Below are 12,327 nucleotides of genomic sequence, written 5' to 3' on the forward strand. Positions count from 1 at the left end.
GATCCGAAACCTCGTGTTCTGTTTTATCGTGTGATCGAGGCTAGCACGTCTGTTCAGGAGCAATGATGCCGAATCTTGCAAGGCGTGTTGCAAGCATCTTGCGTATCGGCAGAGGTGTTTCTCCTCACGACATCGATCGAGTTGCGCGAGTGCGAAAGCTGCCGTTGCGATCTCTTGCGTGGAATGATCGTCGTCCTTCAGGGTCCACATTATACTGTGTGGTGACGGGTTGAGACGTCACTGGGGAGCGGTCTGTCTGGTGTAACGGCAAAGCCGTATGTGCGCCGCGACATATCGTCTTGTCTGAGCGGTAATCTCGCCGGCACTCTCGCGTCATGCGACAGCGTCAATTTTGCAGCGCGAAAAAGGCTTTGTTGACTTCGGAATTAAGCAGCAATAGCCGCTTCATCAGTGGGGTGGTCCGTCCATCGACCATGCCCGTGATGATCCATTGTGCAACTGCACGCGAATGCGACATATCATTTGCGCAAAGGCACTTGCACGTTTTCTTGCTTCCGCCGACAGGCAAGTGTTGCAAACTTGTCAAAAGCCGGGCGGAAGCTTTCTGGTCCTGCAAAACGATAATTTGGGCGGAGCGCATGGATCTTGTCATTGCCTTGACAATTAACGGCCTGGTGTGGGGATTGATTGTCGCGCTGATTGCGCTCGGCCTTTCGATCATTTTCGGCCTTCTTGACATTATCAACGTGGCGCACGGCGACTTCTTCATGGTCGGCACGGTGCTGGCGTTGGTCATTGCGGGGACGACAGGCTTCTGGATTGCGCTTGTCCTGGTGCCGCTCATCGGCCTCGCACTCGGTCTTGTCATCGAGCGCCTGGTGATCCGGCCAACCATCAGCGCCGCATCGTTGACCATCGTCACGACATTCGGTCTGTCGATGATCCTGCAGGAAGCCGTGCGTGCGACGTTCGGCGCGCAGGCCCGTCGCATGGCCGCGCCAATTCCCGGCACCGTTCCGCTGTTCGGCCTCGAATACGACGTTTATCGGCTGTTCGCGGCTGTGTTCGCCATGCTGTGTATTGCCGCGTTCTTCCTGTTTCTGTCCCGCACGAGGCTCGGAACGTGGATACGTGCGGTACGCCACGATCGTGAAACGGCGACGGCGCTTGGCATTCCGGTCACACGCGTCTGTGCTTTCACGTTCGGACTGGGTACCGCGATGGCGCTTCTGGGCGGTGCGATCGCTGCGCCGATCACCACCGTCGAATTCCGTACCGGTGTCGACATCCTTCCGGTCAGTTTCATGGCCGTTGTGATTGGCGGCCTCGGTAATCTCAAGGGGACTGTTGCGGCGGCGATCCTGCTCGCCGTGCTCGAGGGGCTCGTATCCAGCTTTGCCGATCCGACGCTGGCCCGGATCACGTCCCTTGCCGTGATGAGCGGTGTTCTTCTGCTCAAGCCGAATGGTCTGTTTGCAGGAGCAACGCGATGATGGCCGGTCGTATCAAATGGGCGGGTGTTGCCGTCATAGCCGCCGGGCTGGCTTGCGCTCCCTTGATCCTGGAGCAGACCGGTAACCTGTTCTGGATCAACGTTATCGCAGAGATCATGATCTGGTCGCTGCTCGCCGCCAGCGTCAACCTGCTGCTGGGTTACGTCGGGCTGCTGTCGTTTGGTCAGGCGCTTTATTTCGGCTTCGGCATGTATGGCGTTGCGATCGGGGTCAGCCATTTCGGCCTTGGTTTGTGGCCTGCTTTCTTCCTCGGCGTCGGAGCCGCAAGCGCGATGGCGGCCATTTCGGGGGCGGTGGCCGTTCGCCTGACCTGGCACTACTTCGCAATCATCACGGTCGTGTTTTCGTTGATCTTCTATTTCGTCGCGATGTCGGCGAAATCGATCACCGGCGGCGATGATGGGCTGTCCTTCAGCACCCCGGCGTTATGGGAGGCGGCGGGATTGTCGCTGACCGACCGCGTGACGCAGTTCTATTTCATCTACATGATCGTTTTCGCCTGCTTCGCTGCGTTCGCGCTGCTCGTTGCAAGCCCGCTCGGAATGCGATTCGCGGCAGTGCGCGATAACGAAAATCGTGCCTCGCTGATTGGCATCAATGTCTACCTGACGCGTTGGATCGCTTTCGTGATCGCCGGATTTTTTGCAGGTGTCGGCGGTGCACTGTTTGCGTTGTTCGGCCGTTACGCATCGGCATCCTACATGTTTTATCACGTGTCGGGCGAAGCCGTGGTGTGGAGCATCGTCGGCGGTACTGGAACGCTGCTCGGGCCGTTCGTTGGCACGGCACTTCTGATCCTGTTCCGCGAAGTCATTTCCGGCATCTGGGAAAATTACCTCATCGCAGTCGGTGCGCTTGTCATCCTTGTCGTGATGTTTGCGCCGCGCGGTATCGTCGGAATTTTTAACGATCTGATCAGCCGGCGCGAGCGCAGCAAAGAGGGGCGTGAGGACTCCGAGATCGAACCCCTGGCACAGGCGGACTAAGCGGCATGGAAACGGCGCTCGAAATTCAGGGTCTGACCAAGCGTTTTGGCGGTCTCACCGCGGTCGACAATATCGACATCCGCTTTCCGAAGGGCATCCTCAATGCGGTGATCGGCCCGAACGGCGCGGGTAAGACCACGCTCTTCAATCTTGTGACCGGAATGTTGCCCGCGACGTCCGGCCACGTGTTCTTTCAGGGTGAGGACCTGATCGGAAAGCCTCCGCATCAGATCGTCGCGCGCGGCTTGTCCCGCACGCTGCAGATCAAAAGTGTGTTCGGCGGCATGACGGTGAGAGACAATATTCGGATCGCCGTCTTTGCCAATGAAGGCGTGTCGAACCCGTTCCGCCCCGCGCGCGGCTATCGCGACATCAGCCGGCGCGTTGACGAGATCCTGCAGGAGACCGGGCTCAATCGTCTTGCTTCGGCGAATGCCGGTGCGCTGTCGTATGGCGACGTCGCGCTCCTCGAAATCGCGCTCGCGCTTGCGAATCGGCCCACGCTTCTGCTGCTGGATGAGCCGATCTGCGGTATGAGCCCGAGCGAGACAGAGCGAACGGTCGAGCGCATCACCAAGCTTGCGCGCACGATCGATGTCATTCTCATCGAGCACGACATGGAAGTGGTTTTCAAGATTGCCGATCTTATCACCGTGATGGCGCAGGGGCGCCTTCTGGTGCAGGGCACGCCGGATGAAGTGGCCAAGAACGACAAGGTTCAGGAAGTCTATCTCGGCACTCCGGAGGAAGTTGAATGAAACCGGTTCTGGATGTCGTCAATCTTATGGCTTCGATCGGGCGCATCCCGGTTTTGCGCGGCGTTCAATTACATGTTCAGCCGGGCGAGACCGTTGCGCTGCTCGGACGAAACGGCGTCGGCAAGACCTCGACGCTGCGTGCGATCCTGGGCCTGCTTCCGCGCAAAAGCGGCCATGTGCACTTCAATGGCGATGATCTTGCGCGGCTGCCCGCGCATCGGGTGAGCGGGCAGGGCATCGGTTACGTGCCGCAGGGGCGCGGTATCTTTCCGAATCTGACGGTCGAGGAGAATCTGTTTCTCGGATTACGCGAGCGACCGGATCCCGCCATTCTCGACTACATTTATGGCCGGTTTTCCCGTCTTCTCGAGCGGCGATACCAAAGTGCCGGCACGTTATCCGGTGGCGAGCAGCAAATCCTTGCGCTCGGGCGTTGCCTCATGCGCTCTCCCAAGTTGATCCTGCTCGACGAGCCGACCGAGGGCATCATGCCCAAGCTCGTCAATGAAATCCGGCGTGAGATTTCCACCATCGCGAGCCGCGGCGTTGCCGTGCTCCTCGTTGAACAGAATCTGCGCACCGCGCTCAAGCTCGCGAGCCGGATTTATCTCATGGAAAAAGGCGTTGTCGTCCATGAGGCGACACCGGAGCAGCTTTCCGCCGATCCTTCGGCTGTTCATCGCTATCTTGGCGTATCGATCTGAAGCGAAAAGGTATGGAGAATGTCATGAGCAAATACAGACTGAACCGGAGAAGCTTCCTGTCCCATGCCTTGTCTGGAGGCGTAGCGGCGGGCACTGCCTATCTTGGCCTGACGCGCGATCTTTATGCTCGCGACGGCGGCCCGATCATTCTCGGAAATCACTGCGAACTCACCGGTGGCTTTGCATCGTGGGGATACTGGCACGACAAGGCGGCGAAGGCCGCGGTGGCGCTCGTCAACGAGCAGGGCGGGATTGCCGGCCGTAAGGTTGAACTCGTCACGGAAGACACCGAATCGAACCCCGCGATCGGCACCCGCAAACTGCGCTCTCTGATCGAGCGCAGCGGCGCGAACTTTATCGTCGGCTCGGTGCATTCCGGCGTCATGCTGTCGGCTATTCCGGTCGCGACCGAACTCAAGACCGTCTATTTCTCGGCGGGCGAGGCGACCGAAGCGACGGGTTCCAAGGGTAGCCGTTATTCCTTCCGCACCGGTACCGATACCTATGCGCTGGCGGCGGCCGGTGCACCATGGGCCTTCGAGAATCTCGGCAAGAACTGGACGATTATCTCGCCGGACTACGCCTGGGGCCACAGTCACTATCAGGAACACAAGGCAGTCATCGAAAAGCTTGGCGGCAAGGTCAACGATCCGATCTTCGTGCCGCTCGATGCGAAGGACATGGTGCCTTATCTCGCCAAGATTCCGCAGGACACGCAGGTTCTGTTCTCGGTGTTCTTCGGCGCACAGTCGGTTGCCTTCTATACCCAGGCCAAGTCGATGGGTCTGGAAAAGACCATGAAAATGTATTCGATCTGCGGAACGATGGAAGCGATCGCACCGGACGACCTTCAGGGGGCGGGCGAGGGCGTTTACATCGTCGAGAATTTCCCGCGAGTGCTCAAATACAAGGACGATGAATTCCATCGTGAGCATAACAAGCGCATGGGAATCGACGATGTCGACGCGCGCGAGACCAACTCAAAGCGGGTGATGGCCAAGAGCCATGCCTGGCAGTCGTGGGAGAACGTCTTCGCGATCAAGCAGGCGATCGAGGCTTCGGGGTGGAAGACGAAAAAGGACGATAAATTGGTGATTGAGGCCCTCGAAGGCGCCAAGCTGGCTAATTCTCTCGGCCACCCGCAGGGAGAAAAGCTGCTGCGCCGTGAAGATCACTCCGGCATGGTGGATTGCTATATTTCCCGTGTCGAGAATGGCAAGTTCGAAGTGAAGAAGAAGGTGACGAAGGAAGAGATGATCAAGGTTTTTCCGCCGCGTTACGATTTCACCAAGACAGCGATCTGATTGGGCCAGGCGTTGCGGGTCTAAGTGCCCGCAATACCTGTCGCGTTTTCGAGCGAAGTGAAGAAGTACAAAGCCCTGGTTCTGATCGCATCAGAACCAGGGCTCTTAGAATTCGTTCATGTAGGTGTTGTCGCGCTGGAACACTTCGCCGAGGTGGCGAATCACCGAGCGCACTCGTGCCAGGAATTCCAGATCCTCGTGCACCGACAAATAGATGTCACGGTGGACCTGCACCGCGTCAGCGAGGATCGGCACCAGACCCGGATTTCGTTTCGCGGAAAACAGCGGCAGCAGACCAATGCCAGCCCCGGCAGCAATCGCATTTTGCTGAGCATGCATGCTGGACGAACGGAACGAAACGGTGAGCGGATCGATCACATCGAGTAACCAGCGCACCGGCTGGATTGCGATCAGGTCCTCAACATAATCGACGAAGGTGTGATGGATCAGCTCGGAGTGATCCTTCGGCATCCCGTTGCGGCTGATATAGGCCGAGCTGGCATAGAGGGCGAGCCGGAAACTGCCGAGTTTTCTCACGACGAGGCGTTGGCCTGTTGGCGGAATGAAGCTGATGAAGATGTCGGCCTCGCGCTTGGTCAGGCTGACGATATGACGCTCCGTCACCAACTCGACCACGATTCCCGGCTGACGCTGAGCCAACTCAGCGAGACGTTCGGCGAGGAAGAATGCGCCGATTCCTTCCATCGTGACGACGCGGACGCGGCCGGTCGCGGCCATGTCTTCGGCACCCAATGCCTGGGGTACGTTGCCGATTTCCTGCTCGATTCGCTCGGCAACGACGAACAGGCGGTGGCCCTGTTCGGTGAGAACAAAGCCATCCGGTTTGCGGTCAAAAAGTTTGACCGACAGGTTCCTCTCGAGCTCGGAAATTCGGCGGCTGACCGTAGTGTGATCCACCCGCAGTCGCCGCGCCGCCGGCGCGAGTCGATTCTGCCGCGCCAATTCGAGAAAAAAGACCAGATCGTTCCAGTTGAACATATCGATAAGCTATCGTGATTTCAGGATCAAAATAGCAGCGATCCGGAACGGGCGGGTTAAAATACGGCGCAATTATATCCAGCCTTATAGCCGTTTACGGCCCTAAGGCTCTTTTCAGTTAAACGGGCTGTGAAATCTCGACAAGCTATTTTCTGCAGCCGGATAGATGGCCTTCAGCCTTGCCAACTTCTGAGTTGCCGTCGGGGCCAGCCGACGGCAACTCCCGCGCTTACGGTAGCGGGTTCATGTTGCTCATCTTAATTGACGCCAGAGGTATTACGGCTCGCGTTTGGGTAGATTCTTCACCTCGGCCATCAATGTGAGAGGAAGATCGGGACTGGAGGCTTCGATACCATGCTCTTGGTCGCACCGCCCAGGATGAAGTCCCGCAACCGTGAGTGTCCATAAGCGCCCATGACCAGGATGTCTGCATTCACCGAGTCAACGTAGGATGTGAGGGTCTCGCCAATTCCACGGCCGCCGGCATCGACGGTGTCAAGGGTGACTTGCACGTCGTGACTGAGGAGATTTTTCGCCAGCTCGTCGGCCGACCGTCGGCTGGAGATATTCTTCTCATGGGTGACCGTCACGATATGAACCTGTTTCGCCTTCTCCAGGATCGGGAGCGCATCGGTAACGGCGCGTGCCGCCGGGCGGCTGAAGTCCCACGCCACAGCTACGGTGTCGAGGGTAAGCGCTCCGGTCCGTTTGCGTGCGTGAGGTGTAACAAGCGTCGGCCGTCCTGACCCGAAGATAATCGACTGAGCATACCATTGATCGAGGTGATCGCCGTCAGGAACAGGGACGATCGTCAGGTCGCGCAGCCTGGCATGTTCGACCAGGACGTCAGCCGTATCCGACGTCAGGCACTGTTCGGTGATCCGCTCCCCGAACACGCCCTTTCTTTCCGCGGCGCTCTGAAACGCGGAAAGGAGTTCTTCAGCGTTGGCTGCGCTTTTCTTGAATTCCGTGGTGGCTATTGCCGGAATGTTCAGCAGCATATTTCCAAACACGCTACCGGGCACACGATATTTAACCTCGCAAGCAACGGCCGAAATCCGCGCACCTATCGCCGCAGCAAAAGCGATTGGGTCTTCCAAGGCAGACACTGGCGTCGGATCGGGATAGGTCGTCAGCGACAGAAGAACATCCTTGAAGGCCATGGGAAGCTCCCTTTTTATATACGGAAGCCTACCTCACGGATATTAGTGAGGTTTGATCCAGCGCAAGCGTGGCAAGCTGCGCCGGGGGGCGTTCTTAGATATGCACCTAGTCCGAAGCGTCGTTTATGGATGTATCTACTGATTGGGAGATGCCGGCATCGGCTTTGAATCGCGTTTAATGCCAAGCATGTTCTCAAGCGCAAGCCGTGCTCGGAAAAGCCAATATCGCCTAAAAACCTTAAACCTCAGAAGAGATCGAGGATAAGGCAACATCTCGCTCGTTGCTTTTCTTATGTGAGGAAGAAGGAAGTCGATGGTTTCTCGATCATTCCGTGGAATGAGCGTTTTAACGTGCCGGGCAGCCATCCGCGCAAATCTATGGGCGACGATGGATCTCTCAGCCTTTGAAAGCTTCCCAATTATGTCTTGATTCGAAATTTTCTCGAAAAATAAAATGTGAGAAATCAGCATTTTACGGCTGTAAGACGTGGAAGAGGGATTATCTCTCCATGCATAAAGACCCTGATTTATATATTCTGATCGATAGCCCGCACAGAATATGCGCAAGAACAGATCATCGTCTTCATAGCCTCTGAACTGCTCATCGAATCCGCCAACCTTAGAAAAAGCTTTTCGACTGATCAGCGAGGATCCGGGCAGAATGTACATGTCCCGCGTGAGGCAAGACATCAAAGATGACTTCGGGTGTTCTTGGTTTTTAAGGGTGTCAAGAAATCTCGGAGCGATAAGGTCGCCGTTCACAGCGACTCGATCGGGGTTGGAGTAAACATACGCCAGCCGCCCGTCATCTTTGGCAAGGAACAGCTTTTCCAAGACCGCAAGGTGATTCTTATACCAATAGTCATCCTGGTCCAGAAACGCGATCAGGTCGCAAGAGGTATTGGCAACACCAAAATTTCTGGCAGACCCTTGGCCACCATTCGCTTTGTGGAAAAGCCGCAACCGGTCGTCGCTCTGGCGCATGTCCTCGACGATTTGCGCTCCATCGTCTGACGAGCCATCATCGACAACGATGATTTCATCGATTGGGCGATCCTGCTCAAACACGCTCTCAATAGCCTGTTTGATATAAGGCGCACCATTATAAAGCGGAATAACTGCCGCAATTGTTGGCATTCTCAATCTCCTTTGCGGCTAGAAATTTGCTCCTTCTCCTTGCTCGCTTCCTGCTGCCGGTGCTGAAGACGCTGACGCCAGTTTATGATTATAGTGGAAGAGTTCGACGATGCATACGTGTCGTTGTTCGAGGAACCGGCGGGGAAAGCCGTCGAACGTCAGCAATTGTAAGCATCTTTACAGCCCAAGCTCGGCCACAATCTCTTTTGCCGATTCCTTCAAAAGCGGCGCATAGCTAAGTGCCGTTTCGACGGACATTCGGAAGCTGGGTGCGTGGATCGAGAGCGTGGCGATGACGGTATTGTCTGAACGTCGCAGCGGAACGGCCACACCTATCAACCCGCGATGGTATTCCTCCTTGTTCATCGACAGATCGTTCTTCCTGATGATGCGGCATTCTTCTTCCATCTCGTCGAGATCGACAATCGTTGTGTCGGTAAATTTCTCGCGGTGAACGCTGTTGAGGAGCGCGCGCCGGTTCTTCTCCGACATCTGCGCGATCAGGAGCTTACCGGACGCCGTCGCATGGATTGGGACACGAGAGCCCGATTGCAATTGCATGCGTAATGGCCAGTCGCATTCGACACGCTCGAGGTAGAGCACTTCGTGATTCTGCAGAACAGAAAGGTTGCAGGATTCCTTTACCCGATCCACGAGCCTCTGCATCACACCGCGAACAATTGGTTGACGCGCCTGGGTGACCAATGCGTCGACCGAGAGGCGCAGCCACGATGCGCCGACCGTGTAACCACGGCCGCTGAGGTCGCGCTTCACGAATCCGATCTCTTCGAGTTGCAAGAGAAGCCGGTGAACCGACGGCTTTGGCATCACTGTTTGATCGGAGAGATCGGCGAGCGATTGCGGTTCGTCGGCAGAGGCAATGGCCTGAAGCAGACGCGCGGCCTTTTGGACCGCGGTGATTTTGCTGTCAGCCTCGTCGTCCATTTTTTTCACCATGGCTCGCCAAAATCCGGGTCGGCGTGTTGTTTCAGGCTATCTCTTTCCAGGCGCCCGCGCGATCGATTGCGTGGTGCTCCACAGCGTCTAAATTAATTTTTGGCATGCTGCCATCGAGAATAACGGATGCCCCCTCGCATGTCAGAGCAGGCTCGAGAAGCTGGACAGGGGTTTTCAAAAACCCGTTCATCTCGCCGGCCGTCTTGACGTTGCTCAGCGCTACGCAAAGCTCCATCCAGCAGCCAAGATCCGTTGCGACGCCGTTGCCGAGAACGGCTGTCATGCCGCGGTCGGAAATCTGCCGCAGGCCGTTTTCCAGCGTATTCAACCGGCCCAGTTTCATGAGTTTGAGCTTGATGTAATCGGCGCATTTCAGGTCGGCTGCCCGATCTATATCGCTCAAAGAGTAAATCGATTCGTCGAGCATCAAAGGCACACTGCTGACCTTGGCGATCGCGGCTGCCGACTCCCAATCCTCTGCCGCACAAGGCTGTTCAACAAGCTCGATGTCTTCTGGTTCGAGCCGGCTCAAAAAATGGATCGCTTGTTCGCGATTGTAACCCTGGTTGCCGTCGACGCGTAGTTTCGCCCGGCCATTTACGATCTCCCGGACCACGTTCACCTGCTTGAGGTCCGCTTCTGGCTCCCATCCGATTTTGACTTTCAGCGTTTTGTAGCCGCGATCCAGCAATGTCTCGACTTCGTGCTCGAGCTTGTCGCGGTGATCGGCTTTTCCATTGACCGTTCCGAGCAATTCAAAGCGGCCACTACGCTGCAGGATTGGATCTCCTGCTCGCCAGTCGAGTGCAGTGAGGAATGCAGTCGCCGTGAACGGCGCCTTATCCAGCATTTTGTCACACGCGGAAACCAGTTCCTGCGTCGTCGTGCAACTGTCCGTCAGGTCCTGTGCCAGCGACCAGCTCTGATCGATGGTCTCGTCGGTATAGCCGGGCAGGATAGTTGCTTCCCCCCAACCGATATTTCCGTTGTCGAGAACAGCCACCAGCAGCACGTCGAAATGCGTCTGCTCGCCGAAGGCCAATCGGTAGGGGACCGTGAGAGGCAGCCGCAGCTTGGCCGTCGCGAGGGCGATTTTGGAATTGGGAAGACCTGTTGGCATTGTTTTATCGTTCCATTTTTTTGAAAAAAACGTACCATTTTTTTCTAGACTCGTTCGAGATTTGCTGTCAAGTTTTGATCAAGATCAAAAAGGGGCCAAACGCCCATCCCAAAAATCCAAATAAATCAAGGGAGTCACGCTAATGAGGGGTCTTTTCTTGGCTTTCGCAGCCGGCTTGGCTGGAACAGTGGTTTTTTCACCCGTTGCGTCCATTGCGGCCGATTATCCGTCCCGTCCGATCACCTTCATCGTGCCGTGGGGACCTGGCGGCGGGGCCGATCAGGTCGCGCGGATCGTCAGCAAGCTGGTCGAGCCTGAGCTGAAGACCTCGGTGCCGGTGGTGAACATGCCGGGTGCGACCGGCCAGACCGGCCTCACCAAGCTCGTGACCTCGCCGGCGGATGGCTACACCATCGAGGTGATGACCGGTGACACGCTTGCGCTGTTTGCCGCGAAGAACTCCCGCTTCAAGCTCGAGCAGATCACGCCGCTCGCGGTGATGATCCAGCAGCCCTCGGGCTTCTTCTCGAGCGTGACCGGTTCGCTGCAGAGCTGGGCCGATGTGGAGAAGGCCGTCGCGGACAAGGAATTGCGCATGGCGGTGACGGGCTATGGCAGCCCGGATGACATGTCGGTCAATTTCTTCAAAGCCAAGGGCATGAAATTCCAGAGCGTCAGCTTTGCCGAGCCCGGCATGCGCTACGCGTCAGTGGTCGGCGGCCAGAGCGATCTGCTCTATGAACAGGCTGGTGACGTTCGCAGCTTCATCGACGGCAAGCAGATGAAGCCGGTGTTGTTCTTCAGCAAGAAGCCGGTCGAGGGCTTCGAGGACGTCGCGTATTCAGGCAAGCTCGGTTACAACGTCTACCTTCCGCAATTCCGCGTCATTATCGCGCGCTCCGGCACCGATCCGGCGATCGTGAAGACTCTGTCGGATGCGCTGGCCAAGGTCGCACAGTCGAAGGAATACCGCGACTATCTCAAGCTGCAATATGCCGAGGCTGACAGCTTTATCGGTCCCGAAGACAGCCTGAAGTTCATGAAGGGCTGGCTCAGCGAGGCGAGTGCGCTCTCGCAGAACAACGCCGCCACCACGGCCGCGAAATAACGCGCCAGCCATGTCGGGTGACGCAATGTCCAGTAAATCAGTGCATGGGAGCGCCGGGTCCGGCACTCCTGTGCCTGCCTTGAAGTGGCTCCGCGATCTCGGGCCTTACGTTCTGATCATCGGCGCCGCGATCGCGCTCTATCAGATCGCGTCCCGGATTTCCTATACCGAAATCCCCGGTCAGATGGGGCCGGAGCGGTGGCCGAAGATCATCATCGCGCTGTTGATCTGCGTCAGCGGATTCGAGATCGTGCGTCGGATCATCGTGTCTGTCAGACCGCGCACTGCTGCGGAGACTGTGGATGACGAGGGCTTCTCACAGCAGATGGAAGCCCATCCGATGTTGGTTGCTGCGGCGACGGCCGCCACGGTCGGCTACCTGTTGCTGCTCGGCCTGCTTGGTTTCTTCACGGCGACAGTTCTGTATCTCGCGGCCGTGATGTGGATCGGCGGTGTGCGCAAGCCCGCGCTTCTGGGCCTGCTGTCGATCTCCTTCGGTTTCGTCTTTTCATTCTTCTTCATGACGCTGATCTACGTCGCACTGCCACTCGGGGAGGGGCCGTTCGCTCAGATCTCGCTGATCGTCATGAAACTTGTCGGCGCCAACTGAGGGGGA

The 12,327-nt window shown here is 57.2% G+C and carries 13 protein-coding genes and 1 pseudogene; 7 read left to right on the forward strand and 7 right to left on the reverse strand.

Annotation, left to right across the window (positions count from 1 at the left end):
* Positions 1-346 precede the first annotated feature (346 nt).
* Positions 347-601: a hypothetical protein gene (locus tag OCA5_RS19120; RefSeq protein ID WP_148261422.1), complete on the reverse strand. Its 255-nt coding sequence runs from the start codon at positions 599-601 to the stop codon at positions 347-349.
* On the opposite strand from OCA5_RS19120, the gene OCA5_RS06420 reads away from it, so the two are divergent.
* The 5 genes from OCA5_RS06420 to OCA5_RS06440 are packed head-to-tail and all read left to right on the forward strand — an operon-like array spanning position 600 to position 5,227.
* Positions 600-1,454, forward strand: coding sequence for a branched-chain amino acid ABC transporter permease (locus tag OCA5_RS06420; RefSeq protein WP_013912965.1), 855 nt, complete (start codon positions 600-602; stop codon positions 1,452-1,454). The two genes, OCA5_RS19120 and OCA5_RS06420, sit on opposite strands and share 2 nt — an antisense overlap.
* Positions 1,451-2,461: a branched-chain amino acid ABC transporter permease gene (locus OCA5_RS06425; protein ID WP_013912966.1), complete on the forward strand. Its 1,011-nt coding sequence runs from the start codon at positions 1,451-1,453 to the stop codon at positions 2,459-2,461. The genes OCA5_RS06420 and OCA5_RS06425 overlap by 4 nt, the downstream gene beginning before the upstream one ends.
* A gap of 5 nt (positions 2,462-2,466) precedes the next feature.
* Complete coding sequence (locus tag OCA5_RS06430; protein ID WP_012563939.1) at positions 2,467-3,219, forward strand: ABC transporter ATP-binding protein; 753 nt, start codon at positions 2,467-2,469, stop codon at positions 3,217-3,219.
* Positions 3,216-3,923 (forward strand): ABC transporter ATP-binding protein, encoded by a 708-nt coding sequence (locus tag OCA5_RS06435; protein ID WP_012563938.1) that lies wholly within the window; start codon positions 3,216-3,218, stop codon positions 3,921-3,923. Before OCA5_RS06430 ends, OCA5_RS06435 begins: the two co-directional genes overlap by 4 nt.
* A 23-nt stretch (positions 3,924-3,946) precedes the next feature.
* Complete coding sequence (locus OCA5_RS06440; protein WP_013912967.1) at positions 3,947-5,227, forward strand: ABC transporter substrate-binding protein; 1,281 nt, start codon at positions 3,947-3,949, stop codon at positions 5,225-5,227.
* Positions 5,228-5,332: 105 nt separating this feature from the next.
* On the opposite strand, the gene OCA5_RS06445 is transcribed toward OCA5_RS06440, so the two are convergent.
* The 5 genes from OCA5_RS06445 to OCA5_RS06465 form a co-directional block, all read right to left on the reverse strand.
* Complete coding sequence (locus tag OCA5_RS06445) at positions 5,333-6,226, reverse strand: LysR family transcriptional regulator (protein ID WP_012563936.1); 894 nt, start codon at positions 6,224-6,226, stop codon at positions 5,333-5,335.
* 314 nt (positions 6,227-6,540) lie between these two features.
* A complete protein-coding gene (locus tag OCA5_RS06450) occupies positions 6,541-7,389 on the reverse strand; it encodes a universal stress protein (protein WP_012563935.1) in 849 nt (282 codons plus the stop codon).
* A 135-nt stretch (positions 7,390-7,524) separates the two neighbouring features.
* A complete protein-coding gene (locus tag OCA5_RS06455) occupies positions 7,525-8,526 on the reverse strand; it encodes a glycosyltransferase family 2 protein (RefSeq protein WP_012563934.1) in 1,002 nt (333 codons plus the stop codon).
* Positions 8,527-8,703: 177 nt separating this feature from the next.
* Positions 8,704-9,483: an IclR family transcriptional regulator gene (locus OCA5_RS06460; RefSeq protein ID WP_012563933.1), complete on the reverse strand. Its 780-nt coding sequence runs from the start codon at positions 9,481-9,483 to the stop codon at positions 8,704-8,706.
* 31 nt (positions 9,484-9,514) lie between these two features.
* Positions 9,515-10,603 (reverse strand): mandelate racemase/muconate lactonizing enzyme family protein, encoded by a 1,089-nt coding sequence (locus OCA5_RS06465; protein WP_012563932.1) that lies wholly within the window; start codon positions 10,601-10,603, stop codon positions 9,515-9,517.
* Positions 10,604-10,790: 187 nt separating this feature from the next.
* Between OCA5_RS06465 and OCA5_RS06470 the strand changes: the two genes are divergently transcribed.
* Positions 10,791-11,711 carry a Bug family tripartite tricarboxylate transporter substrate binding protein gene (locus OCA5_RS06470; RefSeq protein ID WP_244396073.1) on the forward strand — a complete coding sequence of 307 codons (921 nt, stop codon included), beginning with the start codon at positions 10,791-10,793 and terminating at the stop codon, positions 11,709-11,711.
* On the opposite strand, the pseudogene OCA5_RS19625 reads toward OCA5_RS06470, so the two are convergent.
* Positions 11,693-11,758: pseudogene (locus OCA5_RS19625) on the reverse strand (hypothetical protein); the annotation flags it as partial. The gene OCA5_RS06470 and the pseudogene OCA5_RS19625 sit on opposite strands and share 19 nt — an antisense overlap.
* Between OCA5_RS19625 and OCA5_RS06475 the strand changes: the two are divergent.
* Positions 11,737-12,321: a tripartite tricarboxylate transporter TctB family protein gene (locus OCA5_RS06475; RefSeq protein WP_013912970.1), complete on the forward strand. Its 585-nt coding sequence runs from the start codon at positions 11,737-11,739 to the stop codon at positions 12,319-12,321. The pseudogene OCA5_RS19625 and the gene OCA5_RS06475 sit on opposite strands and share 22 nt — an antisense overlap.
* The last annotated feature ends 6 nt before the right edge of the window (positions 12,322-12,327 follow it).

Source organism: Afipia carboxidovorans OM5, from assembly GCF_000218565.1.
Lineage (GTDB): Bacteria > Pseudomonadota > Alphaproteobacteria > Rhizobiales > Xanthobacteraceae > Afipia > Afipia carboxidovorans.